Below are 21,114 nucleotides of genomic sequence, written 5' to 3'. Positions count from 1 at the left end.
CCCGTCCGTTTGGCCGATATGCAATCGCCGCTCGCAGAAAATGGGCGCGATATAGGTTGCAATTTGCGAACTGATCGGTAAACGCGGCGGCCCCTACGTCATGGAGAGATGTAACATGAACTTCCGTACCCCCGTAAAGCGCGTTCCCGCGCTTACCAAAGCAGCCCTTCTGCTTTGCACCGCAGCCGCATTTCCTGTCGCAGCTCAGGCACAAGACACTGCCGAGAGCGACGAAGAGACCACCGAAGAACGCGGAACCCTTGCCAATATTGGCAATATCGTTGTGACCGGCACCAAAACCCAGAACGCTGAAAATGTGCAAGACGTGCCACTCGCAGTCACCGCATTCAACGCTGATACGCTCGAAGCTCTCAAGGTTCGCGATGTCCAAGGTCTGACCTATTCGGCACCAAACGTTTCGCTCGACCAGATCGGCACCAGTCGCGGTCAAGCCAACTTCTCGATTCGCGGTCTCGGCATCAACTCGTCGATTCCATCGATTGATCCGACCGTCGGCGTATTCGTCGATGGCGTTTACCTCGGCACCAATGGCGGCGTCGTGTTCGACCTGTTTGACCTCGATAGCGTCGAAATCCTTCGCGGGCCACAGGGTGTGCTGTTCGGTCGTAACGTAACCGGCGGCGCGGTGCTCATCAACACCGGCAACCCGACCGAAGATTTCCGCGGCAAATTCCGCGCTGCTGTCGATGGCCCGATTGATGGCGGACGCGGTGGCGCAAACTACACCGCCAGCGGCGTGGTTTCCGGCCCAATCATCGAAGACACGCTGCTTTTCAAAGTTGGCGCTTACTACAACAATGACCAGGGTTACTTCACCAACCTGTTCGACGGTTCGAACCAAGGCGCGGCGGAAACATATATTCTTCGCGGCGCACTCGAAGCGCGTCTCGGCGATCTGACCCTCACCGGTAAGATCGACTATTTCGACAGTGAAGGTGACGGCCCTGCCGCGCAAAACCGCGGTATTTTCGAGCGTGACACGTTCGATCTCGCCATCGATAATCGCGGCGCCTACGCCAACGAAACGATCAACGCTTCATTGACTGCCGAATTTGATATCGGCCCGGGCACGCTGACCAACATCTTTGGCTACCGCGAATATTCGGCGACCACAGATGCCGATATCGATGCAACCACGCTATTCCTGTTCCACTCGAACACCGAAACCGAGCAGGATCAAATTTCGAACGAGCTGCGTTATGCGATTTCGACCGATGCCTTCGATCTGACTGTCGGCGGCTTCTACTTCGACCAGTCGCTGGCCTACACCGAAGTGCGCAACCTTCCTCCGCTCTCGCCTCTGACATTCTATGGTGGCGGTCGTCAGGATCATGAAGTTCTCGGCGCGTTTGCTAGCGGTCAGTTCAACCTGACTGATAGCCTGTCGATCATCGGCGGCATCCGCTGGAGCCAAGAGACCAAGGATGCAGAGATCACTTACATTCGTCCGCGCGTAGCGTGTTCGGTTGTTGATGGTACCTGCCCGACCACCGGAGTGAACTCGCTCATCCCGACCGAGAACAACGGCTTTACCGACAGTGTTCGTTTCACAAACTGGTCGCCAAAAGCCGGCCTTCAGTACGAATTCAACGACAGCCAAGTGTATGCCCACTGGACCCGTGGTTACCGTTCGGGCGGATACAACTTCCGCATCACCAACGCGAACGCGTTCGAAGCGATTGCGTTTGCTCCGGGTGGTTCATTGTCGTTCGGCGAAGAGCAAGTCGACAACTATGAAATCGGCGGTAAATTCCAGACCGTTGACGGCGCGCTTACTCTGAACGTTGCTGCATATATCACTGAAATTCAGGACATGCAGCGTGAAGTGAACCAGTCATCGGCAACTGCCGGTGTTGCTCAGTCTATCTTCAACACAGCCGACGCGTCGATCTTCGGCGTAGAAGCCGAAGCGCGCATGCGCGTTACGGACACGTTCCTCGTTACGGCCAACATCGGCTTCATCGATGACAGCTACGACGAGATCCTGTTCGACATTTCTGGCGACGGCGTCATCAATGACACCGATCTGGCGCTGCGTCTGCCGCGTGTGCCGGAAGTGACTTGGGGCATGGGCATTATCCACGAACTGTTCCTGGGTGACAGCGAAATCCTGACCCGGATCAACTATCAGTACCGCGACGAATTCGCGTACACCGACAACAACTTCGGTTTTGTTCAGGATGTCAGCAACCTCGAAGCAAACGTCACTTGGAATACCCCGATGGATGGCCTGTCGTTCTCCGTTTACGGTCGCAACCTGTTGGACCAGGTTCAGGTCGGCGGTGACACCCAGATCCCGTTCGGTGGTCCGCTCAGCAACGGTGTAAACCGTCCGTTCGATCCAGCGCCAGCAGCGGGCACATTCTCGCCGCTCAGCAAAGGCCGTCAGGTCGGTATCGAAGCTCTGTTTGAGTTCTAATTCGGGCAAGCGAAGTGAATTTAAAAAGGGGCGCGTCCGGCTTGGGCGCGCCCCTTTTTATGCCTCTGTGATCAGTAAGAGCGCAATGTTGGCATCATCAAAACACACGAAACCCCACTCGACCAAAGCGCCAGAGATAGGGTTCCAGAGACCGTCGTAGCGGTTCGATACGACGGTCAGGCTGTTCGCATCAAAAGCGTTTAGGAGGTCCGCTGCGCATTGCCGACCTGCCGCTTCGCCGAGCCAGTCCTTTGACGGGTTCGAGATGTCCTTAGCTATCGCAGACGTAATTTCGCCAATTGCCGCGCGAGAACTGGCGGAACCTGCCGCCGCATCGAGCAACTCCCAATTGAACCCGATGCTGTCATAGCCGAGCTCCGCGACAAACGTGTCCGCGATTGCGGAATGCAGACCCATCGCAGGTGGCGGTGATGCGTGCTTGAACATGGTCTTTGCACCGGAATTCAGGCGCGGAATCCAGTCGCTTTCAAATCTATCGAGTGGTTCAGTCACCGCGTGCGCCGAACAAAGCTGTGCCAACCCGGATGTGTGTCGCGCCAAGCCGGACAGCGGTTTCATAATCCCCGCTCATACCCATTGAGAGGCCCTCAACACCGTTGTCGAGCGCCAGCTTCTCCAGAAATGCGAAGAAAGGCGCGGGTTCAATACCTGCCGGGGGCAGGCACATAAGCCCTGCGATCGGAATGTTCACCTCGCAAACTTTGCCAAGGAATTCGGGCAGTTCTTTGATTGGGCAGCCGCCCTTCTGATCCTCATCCCCGATATTCACCTGTACGAAGCACGGCACTCGCTTGCCCGTCTTGTCCATTGCCTTTGCCAGCGCTTTCAGAAGGCTAGGCCGGTCGAGGGCATGGATATAGTCGAACAATTCAACCGCTTCTTCGGCCTTATTGGACTGCAATTGCCCGATCAGGTGCAATTGCGTGTCCGGATATTGTTCGCGAAGAGTCGGCCATTTCTCCTGCGCTTCCTGAACGCGGTTCTCGCCAAAAACACGGTGCCCGGCCTCCAGCAACGGTGTTATTTTTTTCACAGGATGCGTTTTGCTGACTGCGATCAGAGTGATGTCTTCGAACTCGCGGCGCGCAGGTTTGCACATGCGCGCGATATTGGCTTCGACTTCGGCGAGACGGGTGGCTGCACTTTCCATGGTTGCGCGCTATAAGGCCCTCGTGCCGCAAGACCAATCCCTCCCTGCAATATGGTTGATTTCCGATGCCCGCAACGATGCGGTGCTTGAAGCCGCGTTGCGGCGGCTTCCGCGTGGATCAGGCTTTATCTATCGGCATTATCACTTGGCGGAACGTGACAGGTTCGCCAGATATGTCGCGCTGCGTCGGATTGCGCGCGCTTGCGGCCACACCGTAGTCTTGGCTGACAGCGCGCTGACAGCGACAGAGTGGCGCGCAGACGGTATCTATGGAGCACCGCGCACACTGTATCCAAGGCGCCGCGGGCTTCTGCATCTGGCCACAGCTCACAGTATGCGAGAAATAGCTCTGTCGAACCAATTTGGTTCAGATGCAGTTTTGATCTCACCAATATTCCGTACAAACTCGCATCATGGCGGCAAAGTACTCGGCGCTGCTCGGTTTCGACTGCTAGCGAAGCATTCCAAAGCGCCTGTGATCGCTCTAGGCGGCATGGATTCGCAGCGGGCGTTGGCCCTTGATTGGCCGCATTGGGCCGCAATTGACGGCCTCAGTTAGTCGCACGCGGCTTGACCCGGACTCGCCAAGGATTCATGGTGTGTTCCAGTAGGAGCAACCCATGGCGAGCCGCGCTATCAACACACGAAAAACCACCGCAGACTGGCGCGCAGGATTGCGCCGCAGCTTCCGCCGCGCGGCGCAGATGACTGGCGCTGCTGTGCTGATTGGCACGATGGTTTTCCTCGCGTTGTCACTCGCCAGCTACACGCAGACTGACCCAAGCCCGTCGACCGCCGCTTCTGCTGATCAGGTCGGCAACTGGATGGGTCTGACAGGGGCATGGCTCGCTGATAGGGTGCTGTTTGTATTTGGCCTTCCCGCGGTATTGCTGCTGCCATTGCTCTACATCTCCGCCCGCAAATTGTGGCGCGATGTCGAGAATGGCGATGAACCGGAAACAACCCGCTGGTGGTTTCCAGTGGGCTTGCTTTTGATCGCAATGGTGCTTCTCTCGACATTCCTGTCGCTGACATTCGACGCGCCGGGCGGTACGCTTCCGGCGCAGCTCGGCGGTGTTTCCGGCCTGCTTGGCTCCTCTGCAATTGAGGCGGTTTCCGGCCGCTTTGGCGGCGGCGCTTCGGGCTGGATCACGCTCGGTGCTTTGGTTGCCTGCCTCGCAGGCGGTGTCATTCTGATCACGCGGGTTTTCGCGATCGACTGGCGCGCGCTCCTTACACTGCCGAAATTCATCAGTGAGAGCACGATTGGGAGCTCAATTCTGTCGCGTATCCCGTTTCTTCGTGGGAGCGGAGAGCCGCGCCTGACATTCGTCGAAGAAGAAGAAACGGAGGCCCCCGCAACCAAAGCGCGCAGGACGGCCAAGGTCATCGCGCCTGAGCGACCAGAGCCGGCTCCGCGCCGCGCCCCTGAAATTACCGATCCCTCTGCTCCGCCCAAAAAGGCAGCCCCGGCAAAGCAAAATCAGGGCGACATGTTCGCGACCTACAATTTGCCAAGCTTGGACTTGCTGGCCGAACCGCCGGAAGATTTGGGGCCAAAACTGGATAAACTGGCGTTGGAACGCAACGCGCGACTGCTCGAGAATGTGCTCGATGATTTCAACGTAAAGGGTGAAATCACCGCCGTTCGCACTGGTCCGGTTGTGACTATGTATGAGCTGGAACCGGCACCGGGTATCAAAGCCAGCCGCGTGGTCGGACTTGCCGAAGATATCGCACGCAACATGTCGGCCATTTCCGCCCGTGTGTCGCCCATTCCCGGCAAAACAGTGATGGGGATCGAGCTTCCGAACACCGACCGCCAAATGGTCATGCTCAAAGAGCTCGCCGCGTGTGCCGATTTTGCCGAAAACAAAGGCAGCCTGCCGATCATCTTGGGTAAGGACATTGCAGGCGAACCGATCATCGCCGATCTGGCCGCCATGCCTCACCTGCTTGTGGCGGGTACAACCGGTTCGGGTAAGTCGGTTGGTCTCAACTGCATCCTGCTTTCGCTGCTGTATCATTTCACACCTGCAGAATGCCGTTTGATCCTGATCGATCCCAAGGTGCTCGAGCTGAAGAGCTACGATGATATTCCGCACCTTCTTTCACCGGTGGTGACGGAGCCGCATAAATCTGTTCGGGCGCTAAAATGGGCGGTTGAGGAGATGGAACGTCGTTACCGCATGATGAGCTCGATCAATTCGCGTAACATTCACAGTTTTAACGAGAAAATTCGCACTGCTGCTGCCAAAGGCAAGCCGCTCGGTCGCCGTGTCCAGACCGGTTTTGACCCTGATACCGGCGAACAATTGTATGAAGAAGAGCAGCTCGATTATCAGCCGCTGCCGCAGATTGTCCTGATCGTCGATGAACTCGCCGATTTGATGGTAACTGTAGGCAAGGAAATCGAAGTCCTGATCCAGCGGCTCAGCCAGAAATCGCGTGCGGCCGGCATCCACTTGATTATGGCGACACAGCGCCCTTCGGTCGATGTTATTACCGGCGTGATCAAAGCCAACCTGCCAACGCGGATCAGCTTTAAGGTTACCAGCCGGATCGACAGCCGCACCATTCTGGGTGAGCAAGGCGCCGAGCAGCTGCTGGGAAAAGGTGACATGCTGTACAAGCCGAACACCGGCGCGATGGTGCGTGTGCACGGCCCGTTTGTCAGCGATGAAGAAGTTGAAGCAGTCGCCGATTTCTGGCGTGCGCAGGGATCGCCTGAATATATCGAGGCCGTTACCGAGGAGCCAGCCGATGGCGGGGGCCTCAATTTTGAAGATGATCTGACCGCATCGGATAACCCGGATGAGCGTAAATATCGTCAGGCCTGCCAGATCGTGATCGAGAACCAGAAAGCGTCTGGTTCATGGCTCCAGCGCCAAATGGGCGTCGGTTACAACACCGCAGCGAAATGGATCGAACGGATGGAAAGCGAAGGGCTCGTCGGCCCCGCAAACCATGTCGGCCGGCGCGAGATTTTCCGTGATCAGGACGGAAATCCGCTTTAACACATTGAAATAGCGTTTAAATTTGACTTTCCGCGCCATGCAATTTCCACGAATTCGAAGTTAACGACCTCGGCGCGCTGTCGCGTTCTCACAAAGGGCAGACTTGGCCCGTTACAACGTTTTTCGTGGTTTAAGATCAAGGTTAGGAATTTCTAAATTCTCCCTGCGTATTCACACGCATATGACATATTGGAATGCCTTGAATCGTATCTGCGCTGCGGTGATCAGCGTGATCGCTATGATGAGCGCCGGGCTTGCTCACGCGCCGGCGAGTGCACAGGATAAAGATGATTGGCAGCTTGATCCGTATGCCCGTGTCGAGTTCTCTTTCATCAGCGCGGAAAGCACGACCCGCGACGAGCAATTGGTCGTGGACGGCGATGCATTCACTTTGCGCGCACAAGTTGGCGTCGGTCTGGAAGATGACAACACACGCTTTCGTATCGAAGCGGACCGGATCGAGGTTCTCCGCCTCGGCGAAGGTCGCAGTGATAGCGCGCGTGACCGTTTCACGGCGCGCGTGCAGCAAGATCTCAACAAAGAATGGGAAATCGAGGCTCGCGCCCGTCACTACGATGACTTTGTAACCGCTGAATCCAGCAACACTGATGAGCTTCAAGGCTCAGTCGCGCTCACTTACGAGCCAGAACGCACTCACCGTTTTCGCGTTCGGGGCACATGGCGGGATCGCAGCTATGACAATGGCCTCGATGAGGATACGCGCGGCGAAGGTCCGCGTTTCGATGCGCAATACCGCCACCGGTTCGGCCGTTACAATTATCTGACATTCGACCTGCGAGCGGAATCCATCAATTCCGATGATCCGCAGCGCGGCTATGAGCGGCAATCAGCGAGCGTTTCCTACACCCAACCGATCACGCCCGATTTGCGTGTTCGCCCGGCAATCCAGTTCCTGAACACACGGTTTGATGGCCGGCTCACAGACACCGGCACGCAGCGCAATGACACGCTGTTCGTGCCCGAAGTCGAGCTTCTTTGGTGGCCCGACAAATGGCGTGTCGAGGCGGAAGCCAAGTATATTTTCTCTGACAGCAATGAACCCGTTCGCGAACGCGAGGGGTACAGGCTAACTCTATCGGTAGGGTATGTATTCTGATCTGATCACTAAAATCAGGCGGATACGGGATCGCGCGACCCCTCAGGTCAGGCGCCCCTTTTATATCGGTCTGGGCGTGGGCCTTGCGCTCGCGGTGCTGGTTGCACTCGGTCTCTCTAATACAGAGACCTTTTTTGCTATGCCTTCGTCATTCGGCGATCAGGCAACCTCTCAGGCTATCTGGGGTCTGAAGCCATCAAACTTGCTGATGGTTCTGCCGCTGGGCGCGTTTCTGGTGGTGCTCGCCCGTAGCTTTGTCGGCGTGAAAGCATTTGGTCTGTTCACACCAATGTTGATCGCGTTGGCGTTCCTCCAGATCGGCCCGATCATGGGGCCTGTCGTGCTAGGGTCATCGGTGCTGGCCGGAATGCTTATGACCCCGACTTTGCTGAAACTGCGCATGACGCGGGTCGGCTTTCTCGGCACCCTTATCTCTGCCATCGTGCTGGTCCTTGTCGCGTTGCAAGGCCTCTTGGACACCAAATTGCAGGTCGATGCATTCCCCGTGATCGTTTGTGCGCTCGTCGTGGAACGCTGGTGGCGCCAATGGGAAAAGGACGGCGCAAAAGAAGCGGCGTGGCAGGCGTTCAATACATTCATGATCTCTGTTGTGATCCAGTTTGTAATGGTTTCGCACATTGCGCTGATGCTGATCGAGTGGTCACCGCTGCTTATGCCAGCCTTCACCGGTCTCGCGATTGCCATTCTTGGCCGATACCGAGGGCTTCGCCTGTCAGAGATTCACCGGTTTGCACCGATCTGGCTTGAGCGGCGGCGGGTCGCGAAGAATGCCGAACTGCCCGAAGGGGTGGAGGAAGACAGGCGCTCGGGAGCTCCTGATACACGGCGGATTTCAGCAGAGCCGGATGTCCCCGAACAGCCAGAGGGCGTGCCCGAAAGCATACCGATCGCAATGAATGAGCGAGCGCCTCCGCCCGGCGGGGCACAGGCCAACAGCGCGCAGTCCGAACCACCGACAGTACCGAATAGCGAGGCGCAGTTTGCGGCTCGTTTCGGCACATCTGCAAAGCTGCCAGTGAACAAGACATGGGTAATCGGGTCACCCGAAGATGTTTGAAAATCTAAGCAGCATCTGGCGCAAGGGTGACGGGCGCAAAGTAGGGCACGGCATGGAGCCCGCGCCGTTCGGTTCGCTCGATGAGATCCTTGGCATCAACATGCGCAATGCGCTGATCGCGAAATACAATCCGCGCAGCGCCATTGAGCGTGCTCGGGACAAGGTCGCCGCAAAGGTCGCTTTGGAAGCAGCCGGAATTGCCTGCACTGGCACAATTGCGGTGATCGATGATCACCAAAAGCTGAACGCATTCAAACCGCTGCGCGATATGCCTGATGCTTGGGCGATCAAGCCTGCCCGTGGGTCGCAAGGCGATGGCATTGTGCTTTCTGTCCGGCGAGAGGGGGACACCTGGTACAAAGGGTCCGGCTCTCCGCTTACCGAAACGGACGTGATGCACCACATTCAAAAAGTCGTAGACGGCGGATTTTCAGGCGACACGGTCAGCGAGGATGCGGCTTTGATCGAACCGCTGATTATCGCCGACCCCACACTGGCCGATCTCGTGCCCGAAGGCCTTCCCGATCTCAGGGTCATCTGCCTGCATGACGAACCAATCATGGCCATGCTGCGGCTGCCGACGAACGCATCTGACGGTAAAGCAAACCTGCACCAACGCGCGATCGGCGCCGGTGTTGATCTGGTCACCGGACAGATCACGCGTGCATTGGTTAGAGGCGAAGTCATCACGCATCACCCTGATACAGGTACCAAGTTAATCGGATATCAGGTCCCCGGCTGGGACCGTGTTCTGGAACTGGCCGGCAAATGCGGACCCGCTATTGGCCTTGGCTATAGCGGGTCCGACATTGTGCTCGACAAGAATGACGGACCGTTGATCATCGAAGTGAACGCCCACCCGGGGATCGAGATCCAGAACATCTGCCAGCTAGGGCTAAAGGCCCAGATGGCGCGGCTGGGCGAAGACTTTAAGTAGCCCTCGCCTCAATCCGGTTATTCGCTCTCGGCAACTGCTTCGCCGGTGAGATCAGCCATAGTGAGAGTGATCTGATCATTCACACGCTTTTCGTTCATGGCGCGCTCGTCTTCCGGCGATGCGACAAGTCCGATGCCAGCGAGCGAACCGTCAGGGTTCCAGTTCTTCACCCATTCTTGCAGGTAAAGATCGAGGCCCGGGATCGCGCCCATATGCGCTTTCTTCACATAGACATACAGCGGACGGGCACCCGGATATGAGAAGTTCGAGATGTTCTCATAGGTGGGCTGAACATTGTTCATCGGCAGACCTTTTACCTTGTCCGAGTTTTCCTCGAGGTAAGAGAACCCGAACACGCCAATAGACAGTGGGTTGCCCTGAATTTTCTGAACGATCAGGTTATCCTGCTCGCCTTGGTCCACATATGCGCCGTCCGAACGAACTTCGGTGCAGACCGCCTGATGCTTGTCTTCATCCTGCTCTTTAAGAGCTTTCATGTCTGGGTTGCTGTCACAACCGGCTTCGAGGACGAGCTCTTTCAAAGCGTCACGTGTACCCGAAGTGCTCGGCGGACCGTAAACGAGGATCGGTTCAGCAGGCAGCGACGGATCAACATCGGCCCACGTTTTGTTGGTTTGCTCACCGCCGTAAGGATTGGCGGCCAGCGCCTCGTAAACGATCTTCGGCGTCAGGTTCAGCTGGATACCTTCTTGGGCCGAGGCGAAAGCGATACCGTCCAGGCCAACTTGAAGTTCGATCACATCCTGAACGCCGTTTTCAAGGCAGCTTTCAAATTCAGAGACCTTCATGCGGCGCGATGCGTTCGCCATGTCAGGCGAATCCGCACCTTCTTTGCTGCAGAACAACTGGATGCCGCCGCCGGTGCCGGTCGATTCGATCAGCGGTGAATTGAACTCAGGGTTCGAGCGGGCGAAGCTTTCAGCAACCTGTTTCGCAAATGGGAAAACAGTCGAAGAGCCGACAGCCCGGATCGAGTCGCGCGAGCCGCCGCCTGACGCGGAATCGCAAGCGACGAGCGAAACAGATGCCATCAGGGCCATTGCGATAGTGGTAGTCGATTTCATGATTTCATCCTTCAGGATTGGTCTGATCGAGCGAGTATGTCGATCATGTGACGTTGTAGTGACAGAGCGCTATTCGCGGCCGATCAGAAGTCGATTTGCGCGCGCACAGCAAAGACATCGGCACCGTAATCGCGGCTGCCCGTCGCTGTCGGGAACACGGCGTCCCCGTATTCAAGCCGCCCGTAATTCGCGAGCAGCATCGTGTAGTCAGTCGGCTTCCACACCAGCGAGGCGAAATAGCCATCCTGAGTTCCGCCGATAATAGTACCATCATTCAGATCGAGCCGATCATAACGCAGGTTCAGCTGGAGCGAGCCCATACCGCCTTCGCCAACCGGATTGGCAGGCTTTGTACGGTCAAATTTGCCGCCCTTGTACCCGCGCGTATCGCCTTTGGTCAGGAAATAGCCGACCTCGGCATAGCCGCCGAAGAAGTTGGAAGTGTCCATGCCAAGAGGCATATCGAGATTCTGCCAGCGACCTTCGACTGCCGCATGGAATGGGCCAGCGATCATCGCACCTTCAACACCAAAACCGGTTTCGCTTTCCGCGCCCAGATTGCCTGTGTTGATGAACCGTTCACTGGTGAAGCCCACCAGAGGGCGCTGACGATAGCGGACGGTGTTCCCGTCTTCGTACGAACGGTAGTGAACCGATCCGCCAAGGTGCAGTTGTGTATCGCCGAATTTTGGCATGTACACGGCGCGCCCATTGGCGCTCCAATTCTGGTTCGATAGCCGGTCCATATTATCGGTGAACACGCCGCCTTGGACGAGGACATCACCTTCGCCGTAAGTTACGCCAACGCCGACCCGGCGGATGAAGCCGAACGCATCGGTAAATGCCGCCCGCTCGATAAAGGAGGTGTGCAAGCTGCTGGTCAGCTCTTCTAGCCCCTGGAAATTGTTGAATTGGCCGACCTGAACATCGACGTTGCCGGTTTCGTAAGAGATGATCGCGTCTGTGACAATAAGATCGCTGTTCGCAACATCGACTTCGAATTTGTAGCCAAAGCCGCCAGGAATGTCGCCCGACACGCCAAGACGGGCGCGGCGGACATCATTGCCGAAACCATCTTCGCGCCCTGTTGAATCGGGCGCATCGACCACACCGGCATCATATTGCAGACGGCCGCGCGGCTTGAAGCTCCAGCCACCTTCGCTTGTAATCTGCGGGGTGCCTTTGAACTCGATCGAGGTATCACTGGCTGGCTCAGCCACGGCGACTGTCTGCACATTTGCGGCATTTGTCTCTGCCTGCGCCTTCGTCTCGGCCAATTCGCTTTCGAGTGTCTCCACACGCGCGGCCATCTGCGCCATCTCTGCCCGCATCTTGGCAAGCTCTTGCAAGAGTGCGTCTTCCTCTTGCGCAGTCGCCGGTACCGCGGCCGCAGCGAGCAGCCCCGCCGATAACAAATATGAAACTTTGCGTGTCATTTTCCGTCCCATTCATAGCCGAACGGCATGCCTTTATGACAGTATTGCTACACCTAGGTGACTGGAGCGTTTCGTTTCTGTGACAGTGGAAAAGTAATTGTCACACGACGCGTAATCGCATCCGTTACGCCTGAAACGGCGCGAGCACTTCGGGCCTTACCCGCGCCAGCCGCCCGGTTGCCCGATCCAACATCGCCCATGTGGTTTGCGCAGATACCAACCGCTTGCCTTCAGCGTCTGTAAACTCGACATGCCGCACAGATTTTGCCCCTCGAGCGGCATCGGGAATCCACGTCTCACCATGAGCCACTTCGCCCGCTGCAATATTGCCACGATAGTCAATCTCGTGCCGGATCACGACCCAAAAGAACTGTTCGCGGTGCGCAGGATCGGCAACCGTGTCCCAATGCGCGGTCGCCAAATCTTGAATCCATTGCACCCAGACAGAATTGTTGACGTGGCCAAGCTCGTCAATGTGCTCCGGCGCGGCGGTGAAGGGTTTGGTGAAGCGGTTGCTCACTCGCTATCTGCTTCCTCGGTCATCCCCATCTGCCACAGGATAAAAGCGAATTCCTCGGCGGTTTCATAAAGCGAGTTCCACCGCCCGGATTTGCCGCCGTGTCCTGCGCCCATATTCGTCTTCATCAGCAGCACATTGTCGTCGGTCTTGTACTCGCGCAGCTTCGCGACCCATTTGGCAGGCTCCCAATAGGTCACACGCGGATCGTTGAGACCGGCGGTGACCAGCATTGGCGGGTAATCCTGTGCACTGACCTGATCGTATGGCGAATAAGAGAGGATATAAGCGAACGCCTGCTTGCTCTCGATAGGGTTCCCCCATTCCTGCCATTCGCCGGGTGTCAGCGGCAATTTATCGTTGAGCATCGTGTTGAGCACATCGACGAACGGAACGTGGCTAACGATGGCGCCGTATTGCGAGGGGTCTTCGTTGACGATCGCCCCCATCAATTCGCCGCCAGCAGAGCCGCCGCTTGCGGTCACTTTACCTTCTGCGGTGTAGCCTTTGGCAATCAGGCCGCGTCCGACATCGACGAAATCGTTGAACGTGTTGGTACGCTCATACATTTTGCCCTGTAGATACCAACGCCGACCCAGATCATCACCGCCGCGAATATGCGCGATAGCATAGGCAAAGCCGCGATCAACTAGGCTAAGGCGCGTGGTCGAAAAGCCCGGAGGCACGGCGTAGCCGTACGCGCCGTAGGCATAGAGATGCAGCGGGCCGCCAGCGGGGCGGTCTTTCCGCATAACGATGCTGACAGGAACCATGGTTCCATCGCGCGCCTGAATTTCAGTGCGCTCGGTCGTGTAAAGCGACGCGTCATAGCCGCTTGGGATTTCCTGTTGCTTCAGCGTCTCAAGCGAGCGCGATGCGACGTCATAATCGAACACCGTGTCGGGCGTGATCATACTCTCGTATGACAGGCGCAGTTTGGTCTGATCATATTCGGGATTGTTGGAAAGGCCCGCATCATAGCTCGCTTCAGGAAACTCGATTGAGCTGACCGCGCTTGGCGCGTCATATTGGCGGATCTGCACCTGATCGAGGCCGTTCAGACGTCCTTCGGTTACGAAGAAATCTTTGAACAGGTCAAAACTGGTGAGATAAAACTCGTCCGAGCCCGCAAGCACAGTTTCCCAATTGCCGGGCGCATCAAGCGAAGATTTGGCAAGGCGGAAATTGATGTGATCGTCATTCGTCCAGACGAACATTTCTGCCCCATTGGACCCGGTGCGGATATCGACGCTGTATTCGACACCCTTTTGGCGGGCTTTCACCAGCGTCAGTTCGCCAGTTGGATTGTCCGCCGATACAAAGCGGACTTCGCTCGTCTCATTATCGCCGGTTGCAATGATGAGATAGTCGTCTTGCACGGATAGTCCGGCACCGACGCTGAAGCTTTCGTCATCTTCCTTATAAAGCGAAACATCATCGGCCTGAGCAGTGCCAATCACGTGCAATTTCGCCTCAAGCGTGCGCCATTCCTCGGTCGAGGGACCGTAAACAATCGCGGTGTCATTCGCGACCCATGTAAGGCCGCCGCGCAGGTTTGTCAGCTCATCAGCGAGAAGCTCACCGGTCTGCAGATCCTTGATCCGCGCCGTGTAACGCTCTGATCCGTTCGTGTCGGTCGCATAGGCCATGAAGCGGCCGTTCTTGCTGATCGACAGCGCGCCGAGGCGGAAATACTCAAGTCCTTCGGCCAGCGTGTTTTGATCAAGGATCAATTCCGGCTTATCCGTTTCAAGAGCATCAACCGGTCTGCGATAATGCTTGCGGTATTGCGAGCCCTCTTCGAACTCGGACCAGTACACGTATTCGCCCATACGCTGAGGCACAGAGCTGTCGTCTTCCTTTATCCGGGCGCGCATTTCCTGAAACAGCGCTTCGGTCAGCTCGGCCTGAGGGGCCATTTGCGCTTCGAACCACGCATTTTCCGCTTTTACGTAATCGAGAACATCCTCGTCATCCACGACGGGATAAGATTTGTCGTACAGCCAATCATACGGGTCAGAGATCGTAATACCATGATGGGTGTATGTATGCGGGCGCTTTTCAGCGGTTGGCGGAGAGGTGGGTGCCTCTTGTGTCACTGGGCTGTTTTCCTCTTGATTGGATGTGTTCTCGGTTGCGTTGGCGGCGCCCACAGAGCCGAGCGCGATAAGCGCGGCGAGCGATGCGGAAGCGATCAGGGGAGTGTTCATCGGGGTGGTTGCTCCTTTGAAACTGCCGCTTTGCTGGAAAGCGCGGCCGTTCCTCTCTATGTTGCGTGTCATATACAAACAAAGCCGCGCGGCAAGCACTGCGCAGGCGCACTGACCTAAGGATAAAGCCGCCATGCTGATGCAGACCCACGAAGCCCGATTGAAAGCCCTTCGCGAAGAGCTCAAACGCCGTGAGCTGAACGGTTTCGTCATCCCGATTTCCGATGAGCATATGAGCGAATATGTCGGCGATTATGCGCAGCGGCTGAACTGGCTGACAGGCTTTGGCGGATCGGCTGGATTTGCAGCAGTCACGCTCGATCACGCGGCGATCTTCGTCGATGGGCGTTATACCGTGCAGGTGCAGGATCAGGTCGATAAGAACCTGTTTGAGTATCGCAGCATTCCTGACGACAGCCTTGGCGAATGGCTCGCCGAAAAAGCGGGCGACGGCGCGAAGATTGCTTATGATCCGTGGCTCCATACGTGGAACTGGGTTGAGGCGCTGGAGGCTGAGGTCGAGCCAAAAGGTGTGAGCCTTGTTCCAGCAGACAGCAATCCGATTGACGCCGTTTGGGCCGACCAGCCTGCGCCTTCCGATGCAGTCGCGATCATCCATGATGATGCGCTTTCGGGCCGTTCATCGTCGGATAAGCGCTCCGCTGTGGCCGACTGGCTGACGGAGAATGACCTCGACGCAGTCGTCGTCCCGGCGCTCGATTCCATCGCTTGGCTCCTCAACATTCGCGGCAGCGATGTCGAACACACGCCGGTCGCGCATTCTTATGTCATTGCGCATAAGGATGGCCGCGCAGAGCTGTTTTTGGCACCGGAGAAGATAACTCCCGAACTGTCCCAGCATCTGGGCAATGCGGTTTCAATCCGTGACCGCGATCAATTTACAACCGCGCTCGGTGAATTCTCGAGCAAACGTGTCAGCGTCGATCCAGATTTCGGTGTGGTCGGCATTGCGCAGGGCTTGCGCGCAGGCGGGGCCAATTTTGTCTTCAAGCAAGACCCGACCATCCTTGCCAAAGCGATCAAGAACCCTGCCGAACAGCAGGGCCACCGCGACGCGCAGGAACGCGATGGCGCAGCCGTCAGCCGGTTCCTGCGCTGGTTGGAGGTGAATGCGCCATCGGGCGAGATTGACGAGCTGACCGCTGCGGCAAAACTCGAAGGGTTCCGCCGAGAGCATGGCGATTTGCGCGACACGTCGTTCGACACGATCAGCGCTGCATCCGGCCACGCCGCACTGCCTCATTACAAAGTGGATGAAGAGACCAACATCCCTATCCCCGCAGGCTCGATTTATCTGGTCGACAGCGGCGGACAATATCCGGCAGGTACGACAGACATAACCCGCACCGTCTGGATCAACTCACCCGATCACTCGGCTGCGCCAAGCGCCGAAATGAAAGACCGCTTCACCCGCGTCCTAAAAGGCCACATTCAGATCGACCGTGCGTGCTTCCCTCAGGGGACAAATGGTGGACAAATCGATGCTCTCGCGCGGCAGTATCTTTGGGAAGCGGGTGTTGATTACGCACACGGCACCGGTCACGGTGTTGGAAGCTTCCTAGGCGTGCACGAGGGCCCGCAGCGCATTGCCAAGCCAAGTGGCGGACAAGCCGGCACCGGTCAGGAATTGTTCGCTGGCATGATCCTGTCGAATGAGCCTGGCTATTACAAAGCCGGCGAGTTCGGCATCCGGATCGAAAATCTGGTTCTGACCGTCGAGCAGCAAATTGCGGGCCAAGAGGGCACATATCTCGGTTTTGAAACGCTTACCTTTGTGCCGCTAGACCGGGCATTGATCGATAAGAGCCTGCTGACCGAAAGCGAGATCGCGTGGCTCAATGCCTATCACACCCGCGTGCATGAAATCGTCGCGCCGCAGCTCTCAGGCGATGATCTCGCGTGGCTCGATCAGGAGTGTGCTCCACTTTAAGCGCGCTTGCCGCCCGACCTTTGTTCTATTAATGTTCTTTTTTCGCGAGTCGCAATCGGGTGCCTCGCAGCGGGAGAACACGCACATGATCGGCTATGTAACCCTTGGAACCAATGACTTGCCGCGCGCGGCGAAGTTTTATGATGCGATTGCCGAGCAATTCGGCGTCGGGCGGATGATGGAGTTCGATACCTTCATCGCGTGGGGCGAAATGGGCGGTGCGCCCGGCGTTGCCGCGACACAGCCCTTTGACGAAAAAGAGGCCACGGTCGGCAACGGCACGATGGTCGCACTGCAAGTTGACGGCCCCGAGAAAGTCCAAGCCGTTTACGACACAGCCATAGCGCATGGGGGAGCCGATGAAGGCGCACCCGGCCCGCGCGGCGATGATGGTTTCTATGCAGGTTATTTCCGCGATCCGGATGGCAACAAACTCAACGTATTCTGCATGGTTCAGCCTTCATCATGACGGCTCATAAGTTAAGCGATGCCTTTATACATCTGGGGCTCGGCGCCACTGCCGAACCCCAGCCTCCTTTTGACGGAATGGGCTGGTATGCAGGCTATGGCGCACGCCATGGAAATGACGGTCCGGAAGGGCGCCTGGTCTCACAGCACACTTTCACCGAAGGATGGGACAGTTGGGAGATGCATCCAAGGGGGGCAGAAGTCGTCATCTGCACCCATGGTGCGATGGTTTTGACACAGGAATACCCGGATGGTTCGCGCGCACAGATCGCGCTTTCCGCGGGCGAATATGCAATCAACCCGCCCGGTGTTTGGCATATTGCGGATGTCGAAGAGAGCGCCACTGGAATTTTCATCACGGCTGGCGAAGGGACAGAGCACCGCCCACGATAGCACGCAGTCGGCCATATTCTTGCACCTAAATGAATGAAGTAGCGCCGTAAATTGCGCCCACCTGAATGGGCGGCCTTGCCTGATACAATGCGCGACACTTTCCTGCTGATCCGGGATAATCCTGCGACACTGACCCTCTAGAACAGGTTTCATGAGTTGCGGTGAGTTCGCCAAGGCGGCACTCTCCCCTGAACCTCTGATGTGCCGGCGACTTTCCCCTAGGTTGCCGCATCACGCCAGCGGCTCATCGCAGCTCTCGCAATGAGAACACGATTTTGGAGAACGATAATGAAAAAGATTACTCTTGGGATAGCAGCAGTTGTTTTAGCCGTTGGCGGCGCGGGCGCTGCTTTGGCCGATCACCACGGCGGTAAGCGCGGCCCGATGGCAGCGGATGCTAACGCTGACGGCATCATCACCCTTGCCGAAACCAAAGCCCATGCAGGCGAGCGCTTCACGAAGATGGACGCCAACGCCGACGGCGTGATCAACCGCGAAGACCGCGAAGCAAAGCGCGCTGAGCGTTTCGCAGTCGCCGATACCAATGGCGATGGCGAACTTAGCTCAGCCGAAATGACTGCCGCTCGCGAGGCACGTGACGCAAAACGAGAAGAACGCCGCGCGCAGCGTCAGGCAAAACGCATGGAGCGTCTCGACACTGACGGCAACGGTGCGTTGTCACAGGCAGAACTCGACGCTGGTAAAGAAAAGCGCAATCAAGCTCGCGGTGAGCGACGCGGAAAGCGCGGCGAGATGCGCCGTGGTGGCCGCGGCGGCAAAGGTGCGATGCGCATGCTGCGCCGGGCTGACGCAAATGGCGACAAAAGTGTAAGTCGCGCTGAATTCGATGCGGCAATTGAAGCGCGCTTCGCAAAGGTCGATACAGACGGATCGGGCACAATCACCGCAGAAGAGCGTGAAGCAGCCAAAGCCGCAAAGAAAGAGCGTCGCGGAAAGCGCGGCGAGCGACGCGGCAAGCGCGGTCAGTCGTAAACCACTATCATATGATCCGGCCCGGCTCGAAACCCCTCACGGGTTGCAAGCCGGGCCGTTTTGCATTCATGAGATATCCTCACAGCGCGAGTATTCGATGACCGAAGATAGTCCCGTTTCGATCCTGCTTGTCGATGACGAAGCGACTTTGCGTGAGCCTCTGGCGGAGTACCTAACAGGTCAGGGCTTTGTCGTTACCGAAGCCGAAAGCGCAGCGACCGCCCGATCAAAGCTCTCCGATAGCCAGCCCGACATTGTCCTTCTCGATATTATGATGCCGGGAGAGGACGGCCTATCGCTGTGCCGCCATCTGGTTGAAACGCGCAGTCTTCCGGTGATTTTCATTACAGCCCGCAGCGAACCGACCGACCGGATTATCGGTCTTGAGCTTGGGGCCGACGATTACATAGTCAAACCCTTTGAGCCACGCGAACTGGTGGCACGTATTCGGACCGTCTTGCGAAGAGTGGGCCGTTCTGCGGCTCCCGCTGGTCAATCGGATGACTGGCTGTATGTTTTCGAAGGATGGCAACTCGATCCACTTAAGCGGAAACTGATCGACCCCGAAGGAGTCATGGTCCCGATCTCGACAGCAGAATTTCGTCTGTTGCGGGCATTTCTCGACAACCCGCGCAATGTTCTGGATCGCGACCAGCTGCTGGATATGGTGCAAGGGCGCACGGCGCACCTATTCGACCGCGCCGTGGACAATCAGATCAGCAGGCTCCGACGCAAGATTGAAACCGACACCCGCAACCCGCAATTTATCCTGACCGTGCGCGGGGGCGGATATCGCTTTGCAGCGCAGGTCAAACGCGCCGCGCACCAGCTAGAAACGTGAAAAGGTTTCTGCCTTCAAGCCTGCTAGGGCAGGTTATGTTCGTGCTCGCAATCGGACTGCTTGCCGCGCAGACTGTTTCGGCTGTTCTGCTCTATCGCGCATCCGAAGATCGCCGCGAAACCGCCATCGTCAGCTCAATAGCATTCCGCCTGATCGCTGATGGAGCAAGCGCTGCGGGGCCGCGCAGCGAACGCCGTGCGCGGCTAGAGGCTTTGCGGCGCGAGGGGAACCGGGCACTCCGAAATGGCCAGGGGGCCACTTTTTCACGCCGTCTTCGAATCGGAATTGAACGGAGCGAAGCAAGTCCAATCAAGCCAGATGAGCTACGTCTTGAAAGCTATGAAAGCACGCTCAAGGAGGTTCTGGGGGCTCAAGATCTGGTTGTGGGGACGGTGGCAGTCACCCGCAGGCTTGCCGGTCAGGATGACTTTGTTCGCGGCGTGATTGACCGGCGCCCGCGCATGCGAACGCCGGAATGGGAACAGCGCAGAATTCTCGTCGCTTCGGTCGAGCGAGCAGACAGATCCGGATGGCTGACGATCCGAGTGCTTGAACCAGAGCGCGCGCGCGGATCACTTACTACAATCGTGCTTCAGACACTTGTGATTTTTGTTGTGCTGGTGCTGCTTCTTTATTTGGTTCTCCGCCGCATTACCCATCCGTTGGCACGCCTTACGGAGCGGGTTGCAGATTTCTCCAAACGCCCTGACCAATCTGTGATGCTGCCTGAGACAGGCCCGTCTGATACGCGCCGGTTGATCGCCGCGCATAACACCATGGAAGCCCGCATCGCTGCCATGCTGGATGAAAAGGACGTGATGCTTGGGGCGATCGGGCATGACCTCAAGACCCCGCTCGCTGCTTTGCGCGTCCGGATCGAAAGCGTTCCCGACGATACCCAGCGGCAACGGATGGCCGATAGTATCGAGGACATCACCGCTACGCTTGACGATATTCTCACTCTCGCCCGCGTTGGCCGATCCCAATCGGGCGCGGAAGCCGTTGATCTCGGCGCGCTCGCCATCGCAGTGGTCGAGGAATTCGAGGATCTGGGCGAGCCGGTCACGATCGCTGATCCGCCGCGCGTTGTCGCAACAGTGCAAGTCACGTGGCTGAAACGCGCGCTGCGCAACCTCGTGAGCAATGCAGTGCGTTACGGAGAAGCGGCGGATGTTTCCGTACTGCAGTCAGACGATACGGCAGTGATCACGATCATTGATCGCGGCCCTGGCATTCCAGCAGACCAACTGTCTGACATGCTGGAGCCATTTACACGCGGCGAGGGTTCGCGCAATCGGGCGACTGGCGGGGCAGGCCTCGGCCTAACACTGGCCCGGGCCATTGCCGAACAGCATGGCGGTACACTCACGCTGACCAACCGGCCGGAAGGAGGCCTGCGCGCTGAATTGAAGATACCTCTGCAAAGCTGAGCATTGTTCGCGTAACGTCGGGATTAAATC

The 21,114-nt window shown here is 57.4% G+C and carries 18 protein-coding genes; 12 read left to right on the top strand and 6 right to left on the bottom strand.

Features of this window, described 5'->3' with window-relative positions; all coding sequences use genetic code 11:
* The first annotated feature begins 115 nt into the window (after window positions 1–115).
* Window positions 116–2,440: a TonB-dependent receptor gene (locus KCG46_RS04350; RefSeq protein WP_218404082.1), complete on the top strand. Its 2,325-nt coding sequence runs from the start codon at window positions 116–118 to the stop codon at window positions 2,438–2,440.
* A gap of 57 nt (window positions 2,441–2,497) precedes the next feature.
* Here the strand turns inward: KCG46_RS04350 and KCG46_RS04345 are convergent, their stop codons facing one another.
* Both KCG46_RS04345 and KCG46_RS04340 read right to left on the bottom strand, forming a co-directional pair.
* Entirely contained in the window at window positions 2,498–2,953 is a 456-nt protein-coding gene (locus KCG46_RS04345; protein ID WP_218404081.1) for a hypothetical protein, read from the bottom strand.
* Window positions 2,946–3,611: a YggS family pyridoxal phosphate-dependent enzyme gene (locus KCG46_RS04340; RefSeq protein ID WP_218404080.1), complete on the bottom strand. Its 666-nt coding sequence runs from the start codon at window positions 3,609–3,611 to the stop codon at window positions 2,946–2,948. Before KCG46_RS04340 ends, KCG46_RS04345 begins: the two co-directional genes overlap by 8 nt.
* On the opposite strand from KCG46_RS04340, the gene KCG46_RS04335 reads away from it, so the two are divergent.
* From KCG46_RS04335 to KCG46_RS04315, 5 genes are all read left to right on the top strand, one after another.
* Window positions 3,595–4,170, top strand: a complete 576-nt coding sequence (locus KCG46_RS04335) for a thiamine phosphate synthase (protein ID WP_369410163.1) — start codon at window positions 3,595–3,597, stop codon at window positions 4,168–4,170. The two genes, KCG46_RS04340 and KCG46_RS04335, sit on opposite strands and share 17 nt — an antisense overlap.
* A 61-nt stretch (window positions 4,171–4,231) precedes the next feature.
* Entirely contained in the window at window positions 4,232–6,628 is a 2,397-nt protein-coding gene (locus KCG46_RS04330; protein WP_218404079.1) for a DNA translocase FtsK, read from the top strand.
* A gap of 181 nt (window positions 6,629–6,809) precedes the next feature.
* Window positions 6,810–7,745 carry a BamA/TamA family outer membrane protein gene (locus tag KCG46_RS04325; protein WP_218404078.1) on the top strand — a complete coding sequence of 312 codons (936 nt, stop codon included), beginning with the start codon at window positions 6,810–6,812 and terminating at the stop codon, window positions 7,743–7,745.
* Window positions 7,746–7,884: 139 nt separating this feature from the next.
* Window positions 7,885–8,823 (top strand): 7TM domain-containing protein, encoded by a 939-nt coding sequence (locus tag KCG46_RS04320; RefSeq protein WP_218404077.1) that lies wholly within the window; start codon window positions 7,885–7,887, stop codon window positions 8,821–8,823.
* A complete protein-coding gene (locus KCG46_RS04315; RefSeq protein ID WP_218404076.1) occupies window positions 8,816–9,760 on the top strand; it encodes a sugar-transfer associated ATP-grasp domain-containing protein in 945 nt (314 codons plus the stop codon). The genes KCG46_RS04320 and KCG46_RS04315 overlap by 8 nt, the downstream gene beginning before the upstream one ends.
* A 17-nt stretch (window positions 9,761–9,777) precedes the next feature.
* Here the strand turns inward: KCG46_RS04315 and KCG46_RS04310 are convergent, their stop codons facing one another.
* The 4 genes from KCG46_RS04310 to KCG46_RS04295 form a co-directional block, all read right to left on the bottom strand.
* Window positions 9,778–10,845, bottom strand: a complete 1,068-nt coding sequence (locus KCG46_RS04310; protein WP_218404075.1) for a substrate-binding domain-containing protein — start codon at window positions 10,843–10,845, stop codon at window positions 9,778–9,780.
* An 83-nt stretch (window positions 10,846–10,928) separates the two neighbouring features.
* Window positions 10,929–12,281: a porin gene (locus KCG46_RS04305; protein WP_218404074.1), complete on the bottom strand. Its 1,353-nt coding sequence runs from the start codon at window positions 12,279–12,281 to the stop codon at window positions 10,929–10,931.
* A 124-nt stretch (window positions 12,282–12,405) separates the two neighbouring features.
* The gene (locus KCG46_RS04300) at window positions 12,406–12,801 is read right to left on the bottom strand and encodes an acyl-CoA thioesterase (protein WP_218404073.1); all 396 of its coding nucleotides are present in this window, start codon (window positions 12,799–12,801) and stop codon (window positions 12,406–12,408) included.
* Complete coding sequence (locus KCG46_RS04295) at window positions 12,798–15,008, bottom strand: S9 family peptidase (protein WP_218405297.1); 2,211 nt, start codon at window positions 15,006–15,008, stop codon at window positions 12,798–12,800. Before KCG46_RS04295 ends, KCG46_RS04300 begins: the two co-directional genes overlap by 4 nt.
* A gap of 133 nt (window positions 15,009–15,141) precedes the next feature.
* On the opposite strand from KCG46_RS04295, the gene KCG46_RS04290 reads away from it, so the two are divergent.
* From KCG46_RS04290 to KCG46_RS04265, 6 genes are all read left to right on the top strand, one after another.
* Window positions 15,142–16,959 carry an aminopeptidase P family protein gene (locus KCG46_RS04290; protein WP_218404072.1) on the top strand — a complete coding sequence of 606 codons (1,818 nt, stop codon included), beginning with the start codon at window positions 15,142–15,144 and terminating at the stop codon, window positions 16,957–16,959.
* 85 nt (window positions 16,960–17,044) lie between these two features.
* Window positions 17,045–17,428: a VOC family protein gene (locus tag KCG46_RS04285; RefSeq protein ID WP_218404071.1), complete on the top strand. Its 384-nt coding sequence runs from the start codon at window positions 17,045–17,047 to the stop codon at window positions 17,426–17,428.
* Window positions 17,425–17,820, top strand: coding sequence for a cupin (locus KCG46_RS04280; RefSeq protein ID WP_218404070.1), 396 nt, complete (start codon window positions 17,425–17,427; stop codon window positions 17,818–17,820). The genes KCG46_RS04285 and KCG46_RS04280 overlap by 4 nt, the downstream gene beginning before the upstream one ends.
* Before the next feature lie 288 nt (window positions 17,821–18,108).
* Window positions 18,109–18,813 carry an EF-hand domain-containing protein gene (locus tag KCG46_RS04275; RefSeq protein WP_218404069.1) on the top strand — a complete coding sequence of 235 codons (705 nt, stop codon included), beginning with the start codon at window positions 18,109–18,111 and terminating at the stop codon, window positions 18,811–18,813.
* A gap of 97 nt (window positions 18,814–18,910) precedes the next feature.
* A complete protein-coding gene (locus tag KCG46_RS04270; protein ID WP_218404068.1) occupies window positions 18,911–19,654 on the top strand; it encodes a response regulator in 744 nt (247 codons plus the stop codon).
* Window positions 19,651–21,084 carry a sensor histidine kinase gene (locus KCG46_RS04265; protein ID WP_369410162.1) on the top strand — a complete coding sequence of 478 codons (1,434 nt, stop codon included), beginning with the start codon at window positions 19,651–19,653 and terminating at the stop codon, window positions 21,082–21,084. The genes KCG46_RS04270 and KCG46_RS04265 overlap by 4 nt, the downstream gene beginning before the upstream one ends.
* The last annotated feature ends 30 nt before the right edge of the window (window positions 21,085–21,114 follow it).

Source organism: Erythrobacter crassostreae, from assembly GCF_019204045.1.
Lineage (GTDB): Bacteria > Pseudomonadota > Alphaproteobacteria > Sphingomonadales > Sphingomonadaceae > Erythrobacter > Erythrobacter crassostreae.
Note: the sequence above shows the minus strand (reverse complement) of the source record. Positions and strands in the feature narration are given on the sequence as shown.

Coding starts and splice junctions, on each gene's coding strand:
- KCG46_RS04350 (WP_218404082.1), top strand. CDS start 116: ATGAACTTCCGTACCCCCGTAAAGCGCGTTCCCGCGCTTACCAAAGCA.
- KCG46_RS04340 (WP_218404080.1), bottom strand. CDS start 3,611: ATGGAAAGTGCAGCCACCCGTCTCGCCGAAGTCGAAGCCAATATCGCG.
- KCG46_RS04330 (WP_218404079.1), top strand. CDS start 4,232: ATGGCGAGCCGCGCTATCAACACACGAAAAACCACCGCAGACTGGCGC.
- KCG46_RS04325 (WP_218404078.1), top strand. CDS start 6,810: ATGACATATTGGAATGCCTTGAATCGTATCTGCGCTGCGGTGATCAGC.
- KCG46_RS04320 (WP_218404077.1), top strand. CDS start 7,885: ATGCCTTCGTCATTCGGCGATCAGGCAACCTCTCAGGCTATCTGGGGT.
- KCG46_RS04315 (WP_218404076.1), top strand. CDS start 8,816: ATGTTTGAAAATCTAAGCAGCATCTGGCGCAAGGGTGACGGGCGCAAA.
- KCG46_RS04310 (WP_218404075.1), bottom strand. CDS start 10,845: ATGAAATCGACTACCACTATCGCAATGGCCCTGATGGCATCTGTTTCG.
- KCG46_RS04305 (WP_218404074.1), bottom strand. CDS start 12,281: ATGACACGCAAAGTTTCATATTTGTTATCGGCGGGGCTGCTCGCTGCG.
- KCG46_RS04295 (WP_218405297.1), bottom strand. CDS start 15,008: ATGAACACTCCCCTGATCGCTTCCGCATCGCTCGCCGCGCTTATCGCG.
- KCG46_RS04290 (WP_218404072.1), top strand. CDS start 15,142: ATGCTGATGCAGACCCACGAAGCCCGATTGAAAGCCCTTCGCGAAGAG.
- KCG46_RS04285 (WP_218404071.1), top strand. CDS start 17,045: ATGATCGGCTATGTAACCCTTGGAACCAATGACTTGCCGCGCGCGGCG.
- KCG46_RS04280 (WP_218404070.1), top strand. CDS start 17,425: ATGACGGCTCATAAGTTAAGCGATGCCTTTATACATCTGGGGCTCGGC.
- KCG46_RS04275 (WP_218404069.1), top strand. CDS start 18,109: ATGAAAAAGATTACTCTTGGGATAGCAGCAGTTGTTTTAGCCGTTGGC.
- KCG46_RS04270 (WP_218404068.1), top strand. CDS start 18,911: ATGACCGAAGATAGTCCCGTTTCGATCCTGCTTGTCGATGACGAAGCG.